Origin of the sequence: Variovorax soli, assembly GCF_031454625.1 — a bacterium.
Lineage (GTDB): Bacteria > Pseudomonadota > Gammaproteobacteria > Burkholderiales > Burkholderiaceae_C > Variovorax > Variovorax soli_A.
The window spans coordinates 80,914-100,758 of record NZ_JAVDRF010000013.1 but is presented as its reverse complement, the minus strand read 5'-3'; the positions used below and the strand labels follow the sequence as shown (position 1 = coordinate 100,758).

Here is a 19,845-nt window from a genome sequence, read left to right as displayed (position 1 = left end):
AGTGCAAGTCCGAGCGTCCAGGCTCGGGGGCGGCGCGATGGACCGTTTCTCGCGGGTTGCCGCCGAGGGCTTCTGCCGCGCAGGCGCCTAGGTCAACGCTCCCAGCAGGCCCGCCACGCCCAGGCCCACCGCCGCCAGCGCGTCCCCTGCGATCAGGCCTCCGCCGAAGAGCGACGCGCCGCCCATGTCCTGCGGCACGCCGCGCGTCGCGGGTGCGCGCAGCGCCAGCAGGCTGCCCGCGACGCCGCCCGCACCGAGCCACAGGGAGGTCGGCAAGTTGACGAAGCCGCCGAAGGACAGCGCATAGGGCGATGGCAGCACGACGGCATCGAGCACGAAGCTGCGCGGGCGCAGCCACTTGCGCAGCAACTCGATCGCCAGCCCGGCCGCGACGCCCACGCCGATGGCGGTGCGCTGGAACGGCTGGTCGTTGGTCAGGCTGCGCAGCACGCCGACGAACTTGTACGTCATGGCCGAGCTCCAGGCGGCCGGCTGCTGGTCTGCCTTCAGCACGGTCTGGTCCTGCAGCAGCACGGGATAGGCCGCCATGAACAGCCGCGCGAACGCCACCGCCAGCATGGCGCCCATGAGGATGCCCAGCACCTGGTAGCGGAACTGCAGCACGCGCGGCGTGCCCAGCCGCGAGCCGGTGGAGCGGTCCTGCTGCATGTCGCAGGCCACGCTGGTCGCCACCAGCAGCACCGCGCCGGCCATCAGTCCCACGCCCGGGTCGCGCAGGCCCAGGGCGGCGAGGACCACGATCGTCACGACGAAGGCCGAGGAGATCGGATTGGAGTCGCTGATGCCGACGGAGATGCCGTTGACCAGCGCGAAGAGAAAGACCAAGGCCACGGCCACCAGCAGGAAGAACACCGGCTGCCCCAGCAGCCCATGCCCGCAGGCCACCGTGGCGGCCGCCCAGAACAGCACCCATAGCACAAGGCGCGTGCTGTCGACGCGCCGCCACTCGTCGATCTCGGGCTGCGGCGCACCGCTCGCAGCCGCCTGCCGCCGCACGGGCGACAGTGCGCGCGCGAAGATCGACGCCAGGTCCACCCCCGCCGCGCCCATGATCGTTCCCAGCGCGATGAGGAACATGATCTTGCGGGGCGGGTCCCCGGCCTGCAGCCAGCCGATCGTGACGAAGTAGGGCTGCAGCGCGATGCCGATCAGCCCGCCCACCACCGCGGGGACGCCGATGCGCGCGCCGATCACGAGGCCCGCGCCGAAGGTCGACGCCGACAGCTCGACGGCACCCAGGAGCGGCAGGCGGGCCGAGGCCAGCCCTGCGATCATCCCCGCGGCGATGCCGCTCCCCAGTTGGCCCACCGAGCGCCGCAGCAGCCGCGGGTCGGTCAGCGCCCGCAGGATGTTGGCGACCGCCAGACCGGAGGGAAAGACCAGGCGCATGCGGTCGACCACCACCGGCGTGTAGAGCATGCCCACGCCCACCCCGAACATGCCGACGCAGGTGAGGTACAGCACCATCTGCCAGGCCGGCGGCTGCGGCAGTCCCATCCAGGCCATGGCCTGGACCAGCACGCCCAGGCCGCTCATGCTGGCGACCGAGGCAGCGGCCGTCTGGATGTAATTGGCCCCGTGCCGCCCGGCCGCGCCATAGCCCGCGGTGACCGCGGAGCCGAGCAGGCCCGCCAGCACCTGGCCACCGACGAAGAAGCCCAGCGAGAAGTTCATGTAGGCCGCCGTCACGCCGGCCAGCGGGCCCAGCACGAACATGCCGGTGAGCGCCAGCAGCAGGTGGTATTTCCAGCTGCCCTCGACGGGCAGCCAAGACCAGCGGGCGCCTGGGGGTGGGTCCATGAATCGGTCAGCGCCGCCGCGGCATCACTTGCTCTTCGACTGCCTGGCGCTCAAGCGGTCATAGCCGCTCAACTCCAGGAAGCCCTGCCCCTCCTGGCTGCCGCTCACCTTGACGGGCCCTTCCCAATAGACGTTCCCGGTCGTCGCGCCCGAGTCGAATTCGCTGTCGGGCAGGAAGGGCTTGATGTTCAGGACGCCCGATGGCAGCTCGATGCGCCACTCGACGACATAGGCGATGCCCGTCTTCGGGCTCGTCCACGTGGTGCCGGGCACCAACGCCACCTCGCCGGGCTGGAGCGGCCGGGACCCCTTGGCATTCGAGAGGGTCCCCGCGGTCATGACCTTCCGGCCGTCCGCGTCGAAGAGCTCGTACAACATCAGGTCCGACCCATCCGCCAGGTGCAGGGCGAACCAGTTCCAGCCCAGCGTCAGCACGTCGAACTCGCCCCATTGGTGATCGAACCACAGGTCACCGCGCACCGGCAGCGATTTCCCTGCGATGACGATGTTGCCCTGCGCGGGAAGCCGGGGGCGCGAGTAGTAGTAGCTGATCCCGCTGTTGCCGAAATCGAGCAGGCCCGGCGTGTCCGAACCGGCCGCGCGGTGCGCGACGGCCGGGCCTGCGACGCCCAGGTCGAAGGCGATCGAGGCGCCGTCGAAGCCGGCCCGCAGAAAATGGGACGAAGGCGACGCCGCCACCTGCCAGCCCTGCTGCCTGAAGTCGAAGCCATTGGCGACCTTCGTCGCCGGCGTGCCGCCGGTGCGGGTCTGGCTGAGGTAGCGCTTGCCGGTCTGCAGGTCGGTCAAGGCCGCGTGCATGACGGTGTGCTTGACCAGCCCGTTGGCCACGAAGACGACCATGTGGAAGGCATAGCGCTGGCCTGCCTCCGCGCCGAGGATGCCGCTGTAGTACCACCACTCCATCGCGGACCCGTGCGGCGCATCGTCCGCCGGCAGGTTGAGGGCCGGGAGCGCGGCCGTTCGTTCCACCGGCTTTTGGCTGGCTTCGGAAGGCACCGCGGCCATGTTGGTGGACGGTACACGTTCGGTCGTCGAGAGGTAGTGCAGGCCCGCGGCGATGACCGCCCCGACGCTGACCAGCGCGGCGAGGAAGATGATCACTCCCCTTCTTCGCGCCCTCGCCCGTGCCCTGGCCCGGGAAAGGGAGCGCGAGCGTTCCCAGACAGAGCGGCTGCGGCGCTTTGGAGAGGGATCATCGGCATTCGTGTTCACGGCATCCTTTCGCCTTGCAGGCCGGCATTCGATGGGCAGGACATCTTAGATTTCAATTCTTCATTTCGCGGCCGGCACTTCGGCGTGCGCTCGCGCACGGGTTTACCCTTGGCGTGAACGCCACGGGAACCCTCGGCACCCGCCGGCGACGACCCACCACCCATGACCCATCTCGACGCCCCGACCCTCTCCCTCATCGACGACTGCGCGCAGGCCTCCCTCGACCTGCTCCATCGCAACCTGACCCCGCACGGCATCCTGGCCGCCAGCCGCACCGAGGAGGCCGAGGCGCGCCGCTACACGCGCATCTTCGGGCGCGATGCCGCGATCTGCGTGATGGCGATGTGCGGCAGCGGCGTGCCCGCGCTGGAGCAGGGCGCGGTGAACAGCCTCGACGCGCTGGCGGCGCAGCAGGCGGCCAATGGACAGATCCCCAAGTACGTCGATCCGGAAGGCCGGGATGCCGACTTCTGGTACCTCGGGTGTATCGACGCCACCTTGTGGTGGCTGATTGCGGTCGACCATGTGCGCCGCCATGGCGGCGTCGGCCCCTTGCACTGGGGCGGCGAAGTGGGCCGCGCGATCGGGTGGCTGCTGGCGCAGGAGCACCAGCACTTCCGGCTGCTGCAGCAGAACGAGGCCAGCGACTGGGCCGACATCATGCCGCGCTCGGGCTATGTGCTCTACACCAACGCGCTCTGGTACGAGGTCAAGCGCCGCTACGGGCTCGACCACGCCGAGGCGACGCATTACCACTTCAACCATCTCTTCAATCCCTTCCAGCCCGAGCTGCCCAAGTACCACCGGGCGCGGTTGCTGCGGCACTATGCGCGCCGCGGCCGACGCGACCCCGGCCTGTACCTGAGCTTCGTCAATCTCTCGGTGGTCGGCCACGAGGGCGACGTGTTCGGCAATGTGCTGTCGATCCAGTGCGGACTGGCGGATACCGCCATGGCCTACCGCATCGTCGAGACCCTGAGCGCAGCGAATGCCAGCGTGCCGTATCCGGTGCGCGTGGTGCTGCACCCGCTGACGCCCCAGCACGCACTGTGGCGGCTCTACATGGGGCGCCATCAGCAGAACCTCGTGCACCAGTACCACAACGGCGGCATCTGGCCCTTCGTCGGCGGCTTCTGGGTGATGACGCTCGCGCGCCTGGGGCTGGAGGCACCGGCCTGGTCCGAGCTCGCGCGGCTGGCGCGCGTGAACGCGCTGGACGACTGGCGCTTCACCGAATGGTTCCACGGCCGCACGCTGGCGCCGAGGGGAATGGCCGGCCAGAGCTGGAATGCCGCGACCTTCCTGCTCGCCAGGCGCGCGCTGCTGGGCGGCGCGGCGGGCTGGTGAGCCCCGCCCGGCAGCGCGGCTCACCCGTAGGCCAACAGCATCTTCAGGAAGCTGATGCCGTTGCGCTGCCCCTTGTCCTCGTCGCAGTTGTTGAAGATGACGTGCGCGTGCTTCGCCTTGTAGGCCAGGCGGACGACTTCGGAGACCAGGTCCTTGAGCTCGGTGTCCGGATAGTCGTAGTCGAAGCGCTCGGCGGCCGAGGCTGCGCCCCGGATGTTGTAGGTGTCGATGTTGCGACCGTGCAGGCGCAGCAGCAGGTAGTCGGGATGCGTGGTTTCCCAGACGGCCGGCACGCTGTTGTCCGCGCCTTGCGGGCCGTCGACGATGGTGTGGACCAGGCGGTGCTCGCGCAGGAAGGCCAGCGTGCTCGCGATGCGCTCGGGGCCGTCCCACCACGACTTGTGCCTGAACTCGATGCTGAGCGTGTGCTGCGGCATGCGAGCGACGCATTGCTCGACCCGGGCCAGGGCCTCCCTGCTGCATCGCAGCCGCGGCGGAAACTGGAAGTGGACCAGTCCCAGCTTGCCGGCCCGCCGCAAGGGCTCGAGGGCCTCGGCGAAGCGCTTCCACAGCTCGGCGAGGATCTCCTCCGGCACGTCCTTGTCGTAGAACTTGCGGCCCGCGCCCAGCGCCTGCTGCAGGTCCTTGTGCAGCACCTTGGTCTCGGTGAGATGGCCGGTGAAGAGGCGGAAGGCCTTCACGTTGAAGACGAAGTGCTCGGGCGTTCGCGCCGCCCACTGCTGTGCGGTCGCGGGCAGCGGGATGGCGTAATAGCTGCTGTCGACCTCGACCAGCGGGAAGATCGAGGCGTAGTAGCGCAGGCGCGCCTCGGGCGTCTTGCAGCCGGCCGGGTAGAAGCGGCCGCAGTCGATCAGCGTCTTGTCCGTCCAGGAGGCGGTGCCGACGAGGACGCTCATGGCCTGCCGGCGGCCCTCATCGGTTGCAGATGCCCAGCACCAGCTCCTGCTCCGTGCAGGGGCGCTGAGGTTGGGATGGAGCTTGGGATGCGCCCCTGCCGAAGGCGCCCGTGTTCGACAGCGTCCGGCCGGCGATGCAGGCACGCAGCCGCTTTTCCATCGGGGGGTAGTAGCGCCATCCCTGGCTCAGCGGCGGCAGTTCCAGGCGCACCTGCTTCCACTTGGGATGCCCGTTGGCCTGCAGCTTGTCGAAGTTGGTGCAGAGCGATTCGGCGAAGCGGGCCAGGTTGCCCACCGTGGACTGCAGCCCGTAGTCGTAGGTGACCAGGTAAGCCTTGATGGTCAGCGTGGGAACGTCGGCTGCGAGCCAGTTGGCGTAGCTGGCCGCGCGGATGGTCGCGGGAAAGTAGGTCTTCGTGACCTTCGCCGTTTCAGGCGCCTTGTCGTCCAGCTTCAGGATCTTGATGAAGTTGCGCGCTTCCGGCTTCATGTCGGTGAACAGCTTGGCGGGCTGTCCCGCCACGATGATGGCGACATCGATGGACTTGTCGACGGTGAGCTTGGCGAGCGCTTCCTCGTTGCTCAGGTACTGCGCGTTGTCGGTCGATATCGGCTCGTCGAACATCAGCCGGTAGAGCGTTCTCGCGCTGAGCGCCGTGCCGCTGCCGAGCGGGCCGACGCCGAGCTTCTTGTTCCTGATCTCGTGGATGTAGTTCAGCGGCGAGTCGGCGCGGGCAACGAAGTAGATCTCTTCGTCGTAGAGCGGCAGGATGAGCCGCAGCGGGCGGATGATGTTGCCCGCATCGGCGCTGCCGGCCTTCGCCTCGTCGAGGAAGGCCTGGTACACGTCGGATTGCACCAGCGCGAGCTTGACCCCCGGCTCGAAGCGCATGCGATGCACGTTCTCCGCCGAGCCCTTGGACTCCAGGACTTCGAGATCGATGCCGGCGGGCTCGGCCACCCACTTAGCGAGGTCGCGTCCGATCTGGATGTAGGTGCCGCTCTTCGAGGCGGTGACGATCTTGTACTCGGACCTGGACGGCGGCGGCGCTGCGAGCGCGGCGGACAGGAGGACCATCGACACCAGTCCCGTCAGCAGTGGTCGGATCGGCATGCTTCCTCCTTCAAGATGGTCGTCATGGTCGTCCCGCGGCTCATCGTCCGCTCGCGACGCCGGGCGTGGCTTCGGTTGCACACAGCGACAGGGCCGCAAGCGCTTCGTTGCATTCGCTCTTCGCGGGTTGCTGCGCGGGAATGGCCGGCGCGGCGGCGGCGGCCGGCGCCTCGATCGCCGGCGTGGCCTTGGCCACGGGCGGAGCGGCGGCGCCGATGCCGAGCGAGCGGCTTGCTTTCGCGGTGGCTTCGCGAAGCTGTTCCTGCCTGGCCAGCTGTTCGCGAACGCGCTGGTCCAGCGCATCGCTCAACTGGCGCACGCCGGGATGATCGGGATAGGTGGCGGCCAGCACCGCGAGTTCACGCTCCGCGGCGACGAGGTCGCCTCGGCCCAGGGCACTCTGCGCCTGCGCGAGCTGCGCCGTCAGCGCGCGCGACCGGTCCGCCTCGTCCTGCCGGGTCGAGCGGACATAGCCGAGGACGAGGGCGAGCACGGACGCGACCATGACCGCGGCGATCGCCGCGTACTTCAGGATCGGGCGGCGGCGCGGCGTGGGGACGGGAGGCTCGGGCGTGATCGTGGCCGGCACTTCGTCGGGCCACTCGAAGGCGGCAGGGACGATGTGGGCGATGTCGAGGTCCGCGTCGTCCGCGGCATCGCTGCGTGCCTCGACGACGGCCGGAAGCTCGGTCTTGTCCGGCACCTCGCGCCGCGGCATGACGGGCGCCTCTTCGGCCAGGGACGCAGCCGGCTCGTCGTGATCGGGCGTCGCGCGCCCGGGGCCGAAGGCGGCGTTGGCCGCCTCGTCGCGCCAGGGGGGCGAGTCGGCCTCGCTGCCACAGTAGGGGCAGAACTTGACGCGCCCATGCAGCAGGTGCGCACAACGCCTGCATGGCTGCGAGAACCTCAGGTCCAGTTCGGCCGGATTCGCCATGGCTCAAGGGTCGATACGCCAGCCTGGCAGTCGACGCTTGTCAGGATGGTAGAGATACAGGTGGCCCGCATAGACAAAAGGCAGCGTCGCCCAGGGCCGGGACAGGGAAGCCACCCAGAATTGCACGTCGCGTTCGCCGTGCAGTTCGAATGTGGTGGTCCACGCGTCATCCGATGCGAAAAGGCTTTCGACCGATCCGGGACTCGACACGCGTGCGCACAGCACGCTCGACGCCGAGGTCGACTCGATCAAGGGAATGATCACTTCGCCGGCTTCCGAATCCAGGCAGTCGTCGGCATCGAACCAGGGCGCGATCCGCAGGCGCGCATCGAGCTGGAAGCAGGCCGCCCCGGTGCTGAGGCGCGGCGAACTGGCCGGCCTGATTTCAGGATCGCCGAGCCCCACTTGCACGAAGACGAAGCGCTGGCCCTGGTCGTCTTGCTGCACGCACTGCTGCCACAGGTGGCCGCTGCGGGACAGGTAGGGGCTGCCCAGCGCCAGCCTCGGCGTGATGCCCGACGGCCACGGCAGAAGGGATGCCTCGACCGCATCGCCGGCACCGGCTTTGACAACCAGCTGGCCCGCCGGCGCCAGCCAGACGATCTGCCGGCGATCGGCCAGCGGGCGAACCCATTTCGCCGTCGCAGCATCGATTGCCGGCCCCTGCACGCGGCGGAGCGCGGTGCCGGCCGCGTCGAGGGCATAGACGCCCAGCGTTCCGTCTTGCTCGAGCATGGGCACGTGCACCCTGCCTTGCCACAGGATCGGCGCGCCCACGCAGCGCGTGCCGACGGTGCGCAACGCGTAGGTCCGGGCGATCAGGTTGATGGAGACGATGGCCAGCCCGGCGTCGGTCGGCATGAAGATCCGCGTGGCGCCTTGCGGCTCCTGCACCGCCATGCCCCAGGCCTCCTCGCCGAGGGAGCTGCCGGCGAGCGCTTGCGGCACGCTGCAGCGCAACTCCAGCCAGCGCTCGGAGTGCGGCAGCCAGTGGTAGATGCGGCCTTTCGAATACTCCAGGGCGAGCAATCGGGCATCGCAGGTGTCGCACGCGCTGACCAGGAATTGATAGTGTCCCGATGGCGGGGCCGCCAGCTGGCGGTCCGGAACGGACTCGATGCTCAGCGTCGGGCGCAGTGCCAGGGGAGCGGCCGTCAGGCGCAGCCCCTGCGGCGGGTCCTCGAGCGAATCCGCGGCGCCGAAAGGCGGCAGCCAGGTGCCGCGATGCGGGACGGAGGGCGCCGGCAGCGCCTTGCCCGTGACGGGAGAAAACTTGAAGGCGCCGGGGTAGAGCGCGACGGACTTGCCCGCCCGATCTGCCCCATCGACGCTCACGCGTGCGCCCACGAGGGTCGCCAGGTCGAGCGGATCGCACGCTGCCGGCGGCGCGCCCCATCCCTTGTAATCGGCGAGTTCGAAGGCGCCCGTGGCCGGATTGCGCGACCAGGTCTGGTCGCCCACCGCCCAATGCTCTATCTGAAGAGCCGACGCCAGCCAAGTGGACATTCAATCAGTGTAATGCGTTGGTTTTCTCGAGGGCGTCATTCCTCTTGAGGGGAATCACCAACCCCGCAGCGTCCGCGCGGGTTTGGCATTGAATCGTGTCAGCATGGCAGGATACGCACGATGAAAGCCCATCGCCCCGCCGCACCGCTGCGGGCATTCGCCGCGGCGGCGCCCCTGGTGCTGCTTCTGGCGCAGCCCTGCATCGCCCAGGCTCAGGCACCCGATCCCACATGGCGCAAGTCGGAGGGTGAGGACTTCGTGCTGGCTGCGCCGGCGCGGGTGCGCTACGGCGCCGGGGATCGCTGGGTCGAGAAAGTGGTCAGCGGCCAGGGCAGTTGCAGCAACGCCTTCTTCGGCTCCGACCCGGCCCCGCAGGTCCGCAAGTCCTGCACCTGGATCGCCACCGCCACGGCGAAGGCCGCTTCGCCCCGGCTTTCGGCCAAGGGCGTGACGGAGGTGGTGGATCGCGCGGGCAAGGTCCTTCCCGAGGCCTACCGCGCGATCGCCGCGAACATGGGCGATGCGGAGGGCATCGCCTACCGCTACGGACCCGAGCCCACGGCCGACGCCGCGGCACGCGCGAAGCTGCCCACGCTGTACGAGCGCGAAGACCAGTTCGCGCGCTGCGAGGACAACCAGCGCCACTGCCGCACCTCCTGGCAGGTGGGCGGACCGCGCAAGGAGGTCGACTTCGCCTACTCGACCAACCAGTCCAGCGTGGTGTTCCTGGCCGACGATCCCGTCGAGCGCGCCGGCGTCGGCGATCTGCAGGCCTCCGCCTTCGAAGCCAACACCTACGCGCAGAAGCCGCAACTGCCCTGGCAGCACGGAGGCGGCGGCCTCGACAGCATCAACGTGGTGAAGTACCGCGCTGCCGGCCTGCTGCCGAACGACGGCAGCGCCCGGCCCATCGCGGCCGGACGCTGCAGCGGTCCGGCGGGCTACTGCCCGACCTCGGTCATCGCCTTCCAGAACGGGCTGCTCGCCACCACGGGCAGCAACACGGCCCACAACCAGGCCACGGCGCGGCTGGCGCCGAACAAGGTGCCGACCGCGGTCGCGATGACGAGCAACAGCGAATTCGCCTTCGTCACGGTCTGGGACACGGCGCAGCTCAAGGGCCAGGTCGCGGTGGTCGCGCTGGCGGGCCTGTGCGACGGCTGCAAGCTCGAGGGCCCCTACTACGAGTGGTGGAGCGAATGGCAGGGCGTGTACCCGGGTCTGCCGAACATGGGCAACATCGCCTTCATGAAGGTGCTGGGCTACGTCGACCTGCCGGCCGAGATGAAGGCGCCGACCGAGATCGCGGTGACCACCGGCATGCACCCTTTCAACACGGTGCTGGGCGGCGGCCTCTTCATGGGCCAGGCCAACTCGCCGCTCGCCACGCACTGGCGCTCGTTCACGCGCGGCGGCGGCAACTACGGTCGCTACGCCAAGGGCGGCGTGGCGGTGGTGGTGTCGAAGTCGGAGCAGATGGCCGCCTTCATCGACCTGAAGCCGCTGTTCGACTACATCAACGGCGTTTACTTCAGCGATGCCGTCGCCGGCATCGGCGCGGTGGGGCAGGACGAGCGGCAGTGGCCGCATGGCTTCGGCTTCAAGCCGCAGGCGCGGCCGGTGGTGGTGAAGACCGTCGCGCTCGATGCGCGGCCCACCGCCGTCAAGACCACCCTCACCCGCTCGAAGGACGCGCGTGCCTGGATCGCCACGCAGGAGGGCGCGCTTCGCATCTTCAGCCTGGGCGGCTACGCACCGGGCGCCGACGTGCACGCGGGTTCGCCGAACGAGATCCAGGCCCTGGGCAAGGTCGCCATCGGCCGCAACCCGACCTCGCTTGCGCATTCCAAGGGCGAACCGGAGCCGGGCATGAAGGACGACCCGCTCAATGGCCAGGTGATCGTCACCTCGCGCGGCGATCGCAGCATCCAGTGGGTGCGCTTCTCGCCGGACGGGCGCAGCGGCCGCGTCGTGCGCACCTTGCAGGACAGCCGCCTCGTCGATCCGATCGCGGCCGAGGACATCGACAATTTCGCCAATGTCGGGCTGACCCTCAGCGTGGCGGACTACGGCGGCCGAGCGGTGCTCAACTACCGTTACGGCCCCGTGGTGTTCGCCGACCGCGGCGCGCAATGGGCCTGCCAGCCGCCGGGCGGCTGCCCCGTCAAGCCCACCGGCGATATCGCCATCGAGTTCGGCGGCAGCTTCCCGATGCAGGGGCGCCCCTACCAGATCAACACCTCGAACGTGCCCTGAAGGATCGATGAACAACAAGACACGCGGCGCGGTCGAGATGACCGCTGCGATGGTGATTTCGGGAACCATCGGCTGGTTCGTCGTGCGCTCCGGGCAGCCGATCATCGACCTGCTGTTCTGGCGCTGCGTGTTCGGCGCCGGCACGCTGCTGTTCGTCTGCGCCGGCCTTGGCATGCTGCGCCGCAAGCTCTCGCTTCGCCTCCTCGGCTGGTCGGTGCTGGGCGGCATTGCCATCGTGCTCAACTGGCTGCTGATCTTCGCGTCGTTCTCGCGCGCGTCGATCTCGATCGCGACGGCGGTCTACAACACGCAGCCCTTCATGCTGGTCGCGCTGGGGGCGTTGCTGTTTTCCGAACGCATCAGCGCGACGCAGCTCGGGTGGCTGGGCATTGCCTTCGCCGGCGTGCTGCTGATCGTCCAGGCAAAGCCCGAGGCCAGCGTCAGCTACACGGGCACGGGTTATGTCTCGGGCGTGCTCATGGCCCTGGGCGCGGCCTTCTTCTACGCGGTTGCCGCGGTGATCACGAAGAAGCTCAGCGGCACGCCGCCGCACATGATCGCGCTCGCCCAGGTGTGCGTCGGCATCGTGATGATCGCGCCCTTCGCCAACCTCTCGGACCTGCCCACCGGCGCCAAGGCATGGGGCAGCTTCGCGGTCATGGGCGTGGTCTACACCGGGCTGGTGTTCGTGCTGCTCTATGGCGCCATCCAGAAGCTGCCGACGCACTCGGTGGGTGCCCTGTCCTTCGTCTACCCCATCGTCGCGATCGGCGTGGACATGGTGGCCTTCGACCACCGGCTGCGGCCGGTGCAGGTCGCCGGCGCGGCGGCGATCCTGGTGGCGGCGGCAGGGCTGAACCTGGGGTGGTCGTTCAGGCTGTCGAGGGCCAAGCGGTCTTGAGCCGGCGGCCCGCAGACCCGCGTGCCGCTCAGACCAGCCGCGTCTCGATCTCCGTCTTCACCTCGGTCATCAGGCGATGCAACGGGCACTTGCCCGCCACGCGAAGCAGCGCCGCCTTCTGCTCCTCGCTCAGCGCGCCGGTGACATGCAGCGCGGTGTCGAGCTTGTAGAGCCCCTGCCGCTCCTGGCTGTCGTCGCGGTTCACCACCACCTCGATTTCCTCGACCGGGATGCCCTTGTGCTGCGCATAGACCAGCACGGTCAGGGCCTTGCAGGCGGCCAGCGCGGAGTCGTAGAGGTCATGCGGCGTGGGACCCGCATCGTGCTCGCCGCCGGTGTCCACGGCGATCTCGTGCTCGCGGACCTTGAGGATGTGGCGGGTGCCGGTGACGCCGTCGCGTCGAACGGTGATGCTCATGGGCTTTCCTTGATTGGGGATGGACGATGGTATCGCCACCTACACTTGCGGCATGCCCTGGCACGCGCGACTCGAACTCGACTACAGCCTCGAAGAACACCGCAGCGTCGCGCGTTTTCGCCACGAAGGCCCGCTGCGCATCCTGCAGAGCCTCTACCCCGAAGGCGACGCCGTCTGCCACAACGTGCTGGTGCATCCGCCGGGCGGCCTGGTGGGCGGCGATACGCTGGACATCCGCGTGCGCGCCGCAGCGGGCAGCCATGGGCTGATCACCACGCCTGGCGCGAGCCGCTTCTATCGATCGGAAGGCGAGCCGGCGCTGCAGCGCACCGAGCTGCTGCTCGAGCCCGGCGCGCGGCTCGAATGGCTGCCGCTGGAGGCCATCTGCTTCAGCGGCTGTCGCGCGGAGAACCGCCTCGTCGTGCGTCCTGCCGCAGGGGCCGAGCTGATCGGCTGGGACCTCGCGGCGCTGGGCCTGCCCAACGCCGGCAAGCCCTTCGAGCGCGGCGCGCTGCAGCAGCACATCGAAATGCCCGGCACGTGGCTGGAGCGCGGGCGCATCGACGCCGCCGACCACCGGCTGCTCGACGGCCCGCTGGGCCTGGCCGGGCATCGCTGCCTGGCCTCGATCTTCTTCGTCGCCGGCTCGCCGATCGCGCGGGCCCGGCGCGAGGCCGCGCTCGAGCGGGCGCGCGCACTGATCGACGCCCACGCGCTGCGCGACAGCGCCGGCGCCACCAGCCCCACGGGCGAGGTGATCGTGCTGCGCGCGCTGGCGCCGGTGGTCGAGCCCGCGATGCAACTGCTGCGGCAGGTGTGGCACGCCTGGCGTGCCGAGCTCTGGCAGATGCAGGGCGCGGCACCGCGGATCTGGGCGATGTAGCGGACGGTGCGCACGGGCCGCGCTTTTCCACATGCACGGGACGCGGCAGCCAGTCTTGGGGGCCGGCTGCTCTTTCAACAGGCAATGCGTTGAAAACCATTGCAGGACAAGGGCTCCGCGACTTGTGCGCAGAGTTTTCCACAAGCTTGTCCACGGGCGCAGGGGATGAAATCCGACAGCCGCACGTCCACTCCCCTACTCTCCTGACCGGCCTTTGCCGTCGCGCGGTGCGCGGGATGCGACACAGGATGCGGTTTCACTGACAGGAGACCTTCATGAAAAGCATCATCCTCTGGCTCTGCGGCGTGCCGATCGGCGTCATCATCCTGCTGAAGGTATTCGGCGTGTTCTGAAATCCCGCTCTCGGCCGGCCCCGCACATGGGGCATGCGACTACAGGGGCGACCCGCGTCCGGGTTTAGGCTCGTGGCCATGCCGTGCTCCGCGAAGCCGACCTGATGACGGGTGTCCACAGCGACATCCCGGCCCGCCTCGACCGCCTGCCCTGGTCGCGCTGGCACTGGCGCGTGGTGCTGGCGCTGGGCATTGCCTGGGTCCTGGACGGGCTGGAGGTCACGCTGGTCGGCTCGATCGGCGGCGTGCTGGAGCGGGGCGACACGCTGGCGCTGAACGCGGCGCAGATCGGCTGGTCGGGCTCGCTCTACATCGGCGGTGCGGTGATCGGCGCCCTGCTCTTCGGCCGGCTCACCGATCGCCTCGGGCGCAAGAAGCTGTTCCTCATCACACTCGCGGTCTATGCGCTGGCCACGCTGGCCACGGCCTTTTCACCCAACTTCGCCTTCTTCGCGCTGTGCCGCTTTCTGACCGGACTGGGCATCGGCGGCGAGTACGCGGCCATCAACTCCGCGATCGACGAGTTGATCCCGGCGCGCGTGCGCGGGCGCGTGAACCTGGCGATCAACGGCAGCTTCTGGATCGGCGCGGCCTTGGGCGCGGGCCTGAGCCTGGTACTGCTCGACCCGCGTGTGCTCGGGCCGGTGTGGGGCTGGCGCGCGGGCTTCGGCCTGGGCGCGCTGCTGGCGGTGGCGATCCTGCTGGTGAGGCGCCACGTGCCCGAGAGCCCGCGCTGGCTGATCGCGCACGGCCGCGCCGAGGAGGCCGAGCGCATCGTCACGGACATCGAGTCCGAGGTCGCCGCGCAGCGCGGGACGCTGCTCGAGCCCCTGGGTCGCGTTCACTTTGGACGGCGCGCCAGCGCGGGCTGGCGCGAGGTGGCGCAGGTGCTGGTGCGGCGCTACCCGCAGCGCAGCCTGGTGGCGCTGGCGCTGATGATCTCGCAGGCCTTCTTCTACAACGCGATCTTCTTCACCTATGCACTGGTGCTGACGCGCTTCCACGGCGTGCCGGAGGGCCGCGTGGGGCTGTACATTTTTCCGTTCGCGCTGGGCAACGTGCTCGGGCCACTGATCCTGGGGCCGCTGTTCGACCACGTCGGCCGGCGGCGGATGATCGCGCTGACCTATGTGTGCTCGGGCCTGGGCCTGGCGCTGACCGGCTGGGCCTTCATGCAGGGCTGGCTCGATGCGCGCAGCCAGGCGCTGGCCTGGTCGGCGGTGTTCTTTCTCGCCTCGGCGGCAGCGAGCTCGGCCTACCTGACGGTGAGCGAGGTGTTCCCGCTGGAGATGCGCGCGATCGCGATCGCGATCTTCTACGCGGTCGGCACGGGCGCGGGCGGCTTCGCGGCGCCGGTGCTCTTCGGCGCGCTGATCGAGACCGGCAGCCGCGGCGCGGTGGCCATCGGCTACGCGATCGGGGCCGCCCTCGTGATCGTGGCCGGTCTGCTGGCGCTGCGCTACGCGGTGGACGCGGAGCGCAAGCCGCTCGAAGAGGTGGCGCCGCCGCTGGGCACCTCGGATGAAAAGTCGCTCACTCGATGAGGGCGTTCTTGACGTCTTCGCGCAGGCTGCGCAGATGCGCGCGCATGCCCTCGCGGGCGCGCTCCGGATCGCGCGCGCAGCGCCTCGACGATCGCGCCGTGCTCGTCGTGGTTCTCGCGGGGGCCGAGGGACGATGCCGCCGGCAGCTCAGATCGCGACCAGCTGTCGCACGCCCTGCGCCTCCATGTCCTTGCCCAGCCCGCGCGCGATCACCTCGCCGCGCTCCATCACCAGGTAATCGTCGGCCAGCTCCTGCGCGAAGTCGTAGTACTGCTCGCACAGCACGATCGCCATGTCGCCGCGATCGGCGAGCATGCGGATCACGCGGCCGATGTCCTTGATGATGCTGGGCTGAATGCCTTCGGTGGGCTCGTCGAGGATGAGCAGCTTCGGCTGGGGCGCCAGGGCGCGCGCGATCGCGAGCTGCTGCTGCTGGCCGCCGGAGAGATCGCCTCCGCGGCGGTTGAGCATCTGCTTGAGCACCGGGAACAGCTCGAAGAGCTCGGCCGGAATGGGCGTGCCCGCGGGCCGGTAAGCCAGGCCCATGCGCAGGTTCTCCTCGACCGTGAGGCGCGCGAAGATCTCGCGGCCTTGCGGCACGAAGCCCATGCCGGCACGGGCGCGCTCGTAGGGCGTCTTCTTCTGGATCGAAGCGCCATCGAACTCGATGCTGCCGCTCTTGATGGGCACCAGGCCCATCAGCGACTTGAGCAGCGTGGTCTTGCCCACGCCGTTGCGGCCGAGCAGCACGGTAACCTTGCCGGCCTGCGCCTCGAGACTCACGTCGCGCAGGATGTGGGAGCCGCCGTAGTACTGATGGATGTTCTTGACCTTGAGCATGGTGTTGACCTCAGCGCCCCAAATAGACCTCGATCACGCGCTCATCCGCCTGCACCTCGTCCAGCGTGCCCTGCGCCAGCACGGACCCGTCGCACAGCACCGTCACGATCTCCGAGATGGTCCGCACGAAGCTCATGTCGTGCTCCACCACCATGAGCGAATGCTTGCCCTTGAGGGCGAGGAAGAGCTCGGCCGTGCGCGCCGTCTCCTCGTCGGTCATGCCGGCCACCGGTTCGTCCAGCAGCAGCAGCTTCGGGTCCTGCATCAGCAGCATGCCGATCTCCAGCCACTGCTTCTGGCCATGGCTCAGGTTGCCGGCCAAACGCGAGACGCTGTCTTCGAGGTGGATGGTGTGCAGCACTTCCGCCAACCGGTCGGACTGCGCGGAGTCGAGCCTGAACAGCATCGAGGCCTTCACGCCCTTGTCGGTCTTGAGCGCGAGCTCGAGGTTCTCGAACACCGTCAGTTGCTCGAACACGGTCGGCTTCTGGAACTTGCGGCCGATGCCCAGCTGGGCAATCTCGGCCTCCTTGTGGCGCAGCAGGTCGATGGTGCTGCCGAAGAAGACCGTGCCTTCGTCGGGCCGCGTCTTGCCGGTGATGATGTCCATCATCGTGGTCTTGCCGGCGCCGTTCGGGCCGATCACGCAACGCAGCTCGCCGGGCGCGATGTCGAGCGAGAGCTTGTTGATGGCCTTGAAGCCATCGAAGCTCACGCTCACGTCTTCCAGGTAGAGGATGCGGCCGTGCGTGACGTCCACCTCGCCGGGCGTCGCATGTCGGCCGTAGCCCGCTTCGCGGCCGCCCGAGGCAGTGAGCTTGCCGAAGTCGCTGTGCCCGCCGTGCCTGGCGAGGCGCTCGGCGCCGGCGTCCATCAGGTCGGGCGTCATGCGCGGGCTCCTTCGGTGGACAGAGGCACCATGGCCGACGGTTCGGCATCCTGTTCTGCCGCGGCCGGGCGGTGGGCAGGATGGTGCGGCTCGTTCCCGGAGGCCGGCTTCTTCTCCCTGGAGGCCCATTTCCTGGCCAGGCCCACGATGCCATCCGGCAGGAACAGCGTGACCGCGATGAACAGCGCGCCGAGGAAGTACAGCCAATACTCCGGATAGGCCACCGTGAGCCAGCTCTTGGCACCATTGACGATGAAGGCGCCGAGGATCGGCCCCGCCAGCGTGGCACGACCGCCGACCGCGGCCCAGACCGCGATCTCGATCGAGTTGGCCGGGCTCATCTCGCCCGGGTTGATGATGCCCACCTGCGGTACGTACAGCGCCCCCGCCACACCGCACATGGTTGCCGAGAGGACCCAGATGGTGAGCTTGTAGGGCAGCGGGTTGTAGCCCGAGAACATCACGCGCGACTCGGCATCGCGGATGGCCTGCAGCACGCGGCCGAACTTGCTGCCGATGAGCCATCTGGCGAACAGGAAGAAGCCCAGCAGCGCGAGGCCGGTGAGCGCGAACAGGGTCATGCGCATTTCCTGTGTCGCGATCGGCGTGCCCAGGATGCGCTTGAAGTCGGTGAAGCCGTTGTTGCCGCCGAAGCCGGTCTCGTTGCGGAAGAAGAGCAGCATCGCGGCGAAGGTCATCGCCTGCGTGATGATCGAGAAGTACACGCCCTTGATGCGCGAGCGGAACGCGAAGAAGCCGAACACGAAGGCGATCAGGCCCGGCACGGCGACGATCAGCAGCAGCGTCGCGATGAAGCTGTCGCTGAAGGTCCAGTGCCAGGGCAGCGTCTTCCAGTCGAGGAAGACCATGAAGTCCGGCAGCTCGCTCTTGTAGTTGCCGTCGCGGCCGATCTGGCGCATGAGGTACATGCCCATCATGTAGCCGCCCAGCGCGAAGAAGAGGCCGTGGCCCAGCGAGAGGATGCCGGTGTAGCCCCAGATCAGGTCCATGGCCAGGGCACAGATGGCGTAGCACATGATCTTGCCGACCAGCGCCACCGCATAGTCGCTCATGTGCAGCGCGCTGCCGGGCGGCACCAGCAGGTTGAGCACGGGCGCCAGCGCACAGACCGCGATCAGGGCGGCGAAGAAGGCGGTCCAGCCCTTGCCGCTCAGCAGCGGTCCCTTGGATGGAAGTGCGACCCTGCTCATGCTTCCGCACTCCTGCCCTTGACCGCGAAGATGCCCTGGGGCCGCTTCTGGATGAAGATGATGATGAAGACCAGCACCGCGATCTTCGCGAGCACCGCGCCGGCCCAGCCCTCGATGAACTTGTTGAGCACGCCCAGGCCGAGCGCCGCGTAGACGGTGCCGGCCAGTTGGCCGACGCCGCCCATCACGACCACCATGAAGGAGTCGACGATGTAGCTCTGGCCGAGGTCCGGGCCCACGTTGCCGATCTGCGAAAGCGCGCAGCCCGCCAGCCCGGCGATGCCCGAGCCCAGCGCGAAGGCATAGGTGTCGATGCGTGCCGTGTTCACGCCCATGCAGGAGGCGATGGGGCGGTTCTGCGTGACACCGCGCACGAACAGGCCCAGGCGCGTGCGGCCGATCAGCCAGCCCATGGCGAGCAGCACCAGGCCCGCGAAGACGACGATGCAGATGCGGTTCCAGGGCAGCGTGACGTTGCTCAGCATGGAGAAGCCGCCGCTCATCCAGCCGGGATTCTCGACGCCGACGTTCTGCGCGCCGAAGAGCGAGCGCACCAGCTGCTGCAGCATCAGGCTGATGCCCCAGGTCGCCAGCAGGGTCTCGAGCGGCCGGCCATAGAGGAAGCGGATCACGCCGCGCTCCAGCACCGCGCCGACCAGCGCCGAGGTCAGAAAGGACACCGGAATCGCGGCCACCAGGTAGCCGCCGAACAGCGACTCGGGCATGTAGCGCTGGAAGATGCCCTGCATGACGTAGGTGGCGTAGGCGCCGATCATCATCAGCTCGCCGTGCGCCATGTTGATCACGCCCATCAGGCCGTAGGTGATGGCGAGGCCCAGCGCGGCCAGCAGCAGCACGGAGCCCAGGCTGATTCCGCTGAAGACGGCGTTGATGCGATCGCCCCAGACCAGCGAGCCGTCGATGCTGGCGATCGATGCCTCGATCGTCTTCCTGACCTCCGCATCGGTCTCGTCGGCCAGCCGCTGGTTGAGCAGCAGCTTGGTGTCCGGGCTGCGGCGCTCGCCCAGCGCCTTCGCGGCCGCGAGGCGCCTGGCCTTGTCGGTGCTGCCGAGCATGCTGGCGGCGCGCACCAGTTCGAGCTGGGCCTTGATCCGGTCGTTGGTCTCGGCGGCCAGCGCCTTCTCGACCAGGGGCAGGCGCGATTCGTCGGGCTCCTTGAAGAGGGCCTGCGCTGCCTCGGCGCGCACCGCCTCGTCCTTGCTCCCGAGCTTGAGCGCGGCCTGCGCGGCATCGAGCGCGCCGCGCATCAGATTGTTGTTGACCACGTCCTCGGCCGTGTCGGGCAGCTTGAGTTCGGCGCCGGTCACGGGGTCGTAGGCCTTGTCGTCCTTGATGAGGAAGACCTTGTCTTCGGTGTACTTGACCGCGTCGTCCGCCATGGCCTGGATGAAGGCGGCGGTCTTCTCGTCGGCCGTGGCGACGGCCTTGTTGAGCGCGGCGATGCGAGCCTCCGAATCGCCCGATGCGATCGCGCGGGCTTCGTCGAGGGTGAGCGCGTGGGCGGACAGGGCGGCGACCAGCGTGACGATCACCGCGGCACAACAGGACAGGAAGCGCAAGGAAATGGGCACAGCGTTTCTCTCATGCGTGAACACCGCGGACCCGGCGTTGCGCCGGTCCGCTGGTGTTGCCCCCGGGAGGGGAAGGCATGCGCGAG

The 19,845-nt window shown here is 68.9% G+C and carries 16 protein-coding genes; 5 read left to right on the top strand and 11 right to left on the bottom strand.

Going from position 1 to position 19,845, the window contains the following annotated elements:
- Positions 1–87 precede the first annotated feature (87 nt).
- On the bottom strand, positions 88–1,821 hold the full coding sequence (locus tag J2739_RS23850) for an OPT/YSL family transporter (protein WP_309906312.1): 1,734 nt from the start codon (positions 1,819–1,821) through the stop codon (positions 88–90).
- Positions 1,822–1,845: 24 nt separating this feature from the next.
- On the bottom strand, positions 1,846–2,943 hold the full coding sequence (locus J2739_RS23845; RefSeq protein ID WP_309906310.1) for a lipocalin family protein: 1,098 nt from the start codon (positions 2,941–2,943) through the stop codon (positions 1,846–1,848).
- A gap of 273 nt (positions 2,944–3,216) precedes the next feature.
- Between J2739_RS23845 and J2739_RS23840 the strand changes: the two genes are divergently transcribed.
- On the top strand, positions 3,217–4,401 hold the full coding sequence (locus tag J2739_RS23840) for a glycoside hydrolase 100 family protein (protein WP_309906308.1): 1,185 nt from the start codon (positions 3,217–3,219) through the stop codon (positions 4,399–4,401).
- 20 nt (positions 4,402–4,421) lie between these two features.
- Here J2739_RS23840 and J2739_RS23835 read toward each other — a convergent pair whose 3' ends face one another.
- Genes J2739_RS23835 through J2739_RS23820 form a run of 4 tightly spaced genes read right to left on the bottom strand, consistent with a single transcriptional unit; the run spans position 4,422 to position 8,872 of the window.
- A complete protein-coding gene (locus tag J2739_RS23835; protein WP_309906305.1) occupies positions 4,422–5,318 on the bottom strand; it encodes a DUF72 domain-containing protein in 897 nt (298 codons plus the stop codon).
- 16 nt (positions 5,319–5,334) lie between these two features.
- Positions 5,335–6,432: a TAXI family TRAP transporter solute-binding subunit gene (locus J2739_RS23830; RefSeq protein ID WP_309906303.1), complete on the bottom strand. Its 1,098-nt coding sequence runs from the start codon at positions 6,430–6,432 to the stop codon at positions 5,335–5,337.
- 40 nt (positions 6,433–6,472) lie between these two features.
- Positions 6,473–7,366, bottom strand: coding sequence for a hypothetical protein (locus tag J2739_RS23825; protein ID WP_309906301.1), 894 nt, complete (start codon positions 7,364–7,366; stop codon positions 6,473–6,475).
- A gap of 3 nt (positions 7,367–7,369) precedes the next feature.
- Positions 7,370–8,872: a hypothetical protein gene (locus J2739_RS23820; protein ID WP_309906299.1), complete on the bottom strand. Its 1,503-nt coding sequence runs from the start codon at positions 8,870–8,872 to the stop codon at positions 7,370–7,372.
- A 120-nt stretch (positions 8,873–8,992) separates the two neighbouring features.
- Here J2739_RS23820 and J2739_RS23815 point away from each other — a divergent pair, with 120 nt between their 5' ends.
- Entirely contained in the window at positions 8,993–11,128 is a 2,136-nt protein-coding gene (locus J2739_RS23815; protein WP_309906297.1) for a hypothetical protein, read from the top strand.
- Between the two features lie 7 nt (positions 11,129–11,135).
- On the top strand, positions 11,136–12,029 hold the full coding sequence (locus J2739_RS23810; RefSeq protein ID WP_309906295.1) for a DMT family transporter: 894 nt from the start codon (positions 11,136–11,138) through the stop codon (positions 12,027–12,029).
- A 28-nt stretch (positions 12,030–12,057) separates the two neighbouring features.
- Here the strand turns inward: J2739_RS23810 and J2739_RS23805 are convergent, their stop codons facing one another.
- Positions 12,058–12,447: an OsmC family protein gene (locus J2739_RS23805; RefSeq protein ID WP_309906293.1), complete on the bottom strand. Its 390-nt coding sequence runs from the start codon at positions 12,445–12,447 to the stop codon at positions 12,058–12,060.
- A gap of 52 nt (positions 12,448–12,499) precedes the next feature.
- Here J2739_RS23805 and J2739_RS23800 point away from each other — a divergent pair, with 52 nt between their 5' ends.
- Together J2739_RS23800 and J2739_RS23795 are read left to right on the top strand one after the other, a co-directional pair.
- Positions 12,500–13,330 (top strand): urease accessory protein UreD, encoded by an 831-nt coding sequence (locus tag J2739_RS23800; RefSeq protein WP_309906291.1) that lies wholly within the window; start codon positions 12,500–12,502, stop codon positions 13,328–13,330.
- 457 nt (positions 13,331–13,787) lie between these two features.
- Positions 13,788–15,227: an MFS transporter gene (locus J2739_RS23795; protein ID WP_309906478.1), complete on the top strand. Its 1,440-nt coding sequence runs from the start codon at positions 13,788–13,790 to the stop codon at positions 15,225–15,227.
- 147 nt (positions 15,228–15,374) lie between these two features.
- On the opposite strand, the gene urtE is transcribed toward J2739_RS23795, so the two are convergent.
- Genes urtE through urtB form a run of 4 tightly spaced genes read right to left on the bottom strand, consistent with a single transcriptional unit; the run spans position 15,375 to position 19,753 of the window.
- Positions 15,375–16,067 (bottom strand): urea ABC transporter ATP-binding subunit UrtE, encoded by a 693-nt coding sequence (urtE, locus tag J2739_RS23790; RefSeq protein ID WP_309906290.1) that lies wholly within the window; start codon positions 16,065–16,067, stop codon positions 15,375–15,377.
- 10 nt (positions 16,068–16,077) lie between these two features.
- Positions 16,078–16,956: an urea ABC transporter ATP-binding protein UrtD gene (gene urtD / locus J2739_RS23785; RefSeq protein ID WP_309906288.1), complete on the bottom strand. Its 879-nt coding sequence runs from the start codon at positions 16,954–16,956 to the stop codon at positions 16,078–16,080.
- Positions 16,953–18,167, bottom strand: a complete 1,215-nt coding sequence (gene urtC, locus J2739_RS23780) for an urea ABC transporter permease subunit UrtC (protein WP_309906286.1) — start codon at positions 18,165–18,167, stop codon at positions 16,953–16,955. Before urtC ends, urtD begins: the two co-directional genes overlap by 4 nt.
- Entirely contained in the window at positions 18,164–19,753 is a 1,590-nt protein-coding gene (gene urtB, locus J2739_RS23775; protein ID WP_405053941.1) for an urea ABC transporter permease subunit UrtB, read from the bottom strand. Before urtB ends, urtC begins: the two co-directional genes overlap by 4 nt.
- Positions 19,754–19,845 lie beyond the last annotated feature (92 nt).

Excerpts from the sequence above, each read along its gene's own strand:
- J2739_RS23840 (WP_309906308.1), top strand. The coding sequence starts at position 3,217 with ATGACCCATCTCGACGCCCCGACCCTCTCCCTCATCGACGACTGCGCG.
- J2739_RS23830 (WP_309906303.1), bottom strand. The coding sequence starts at position 6,432 with ATGCCGATCCGACCACTGCTGACGGGACTGGTGTCGATGGTCCTCCTG.
- J2739_RS23805 (WP_309906293.1), bottom strand. The coding sequence starts at position 12,447 with ATGAGCATCACCGTTCGACGCGACGGCGTCACCGGCACCCGCCACATC.
- J2739_RS23800 (WP_309906291.1), top strand. The coding sequence starts at position 12,500 with ATGCCCTGGCACGCGCGACTCGAACTCGACTACAGCCTCGAAGAACAC.
- J2739_RS23810 (WP_309906295.1), top strand. The coding sequence starts at position 11,136 with ATGAACAACAAGACACGCGGCGCGGTCGAGATGACCGCTGCGATGGTG.
- J2739_RS23815 (WP_309906297.1), top strand. The coding sequence starts at position 8,993 with ATGAAAGCCCATCGCCCCGCCGCACCGCTGCGGGCATTCGCCGCGGCG.
- urtE (WP_309906290.1), bottom strand. The coding sequence starts at position 16,067 with ATGCTCAAGGTCAAGAACATCCATCAGTACTACGGCGGCTCCCACATC.
- J2739_RS23835 (WP_309906305.1), bottom strand. The coding sequence starts at position 5,318 with ATGAGCGTCCTCGTCGGCACCGCCTCCTGGACGGACAAGACGCTGATC.
- urtD (WP_309906288.1), bottom strand. The coding sequence starts at position 16,956 with ATGACGCCCGACCTGATGGACGCCGGCGCCGAGCGCCTCGCCAGGCAC.
- urtC (WP_309906286.1), bottom strand. The coding sequence starts at position 18,167 with ATGAGCAGGGTCGCACTTCCATCCAAGGGACCGCTGCTGAGCGGCAAG.
- J2739_RS23820 (WP_309906299.1), bottom strand. The coding sequence starts at position 8,872 with ATGTCCACTTGGCTGGCGTCGGCTCTTCAGATAGAGCATTGGGCGGTG.
- J2739_RS23850 (WP_309906312.1), bottom strand. The coding sequence starts at position 1,821 with ATGGACCCACCCCCAGGCGCCCGCTGGTCTTGGCTGCCCGTCGAGGGC.
- J2739_RS23795 (WP_309906478.1), top strand. The coding sequence starts at position 13,788 with ATGACGGGTGTCCACAGCGACATCCCGGCCCGCCTCGACCGCCTGCCC.
- J2739_RS23825 (WP_309906301.1), bottom strand. The coding sequence starts at position 7,366 with ATGGCGAATCCGGCCGAACTGGACCTGAGGTTCTCGCAGCCATGCAGG.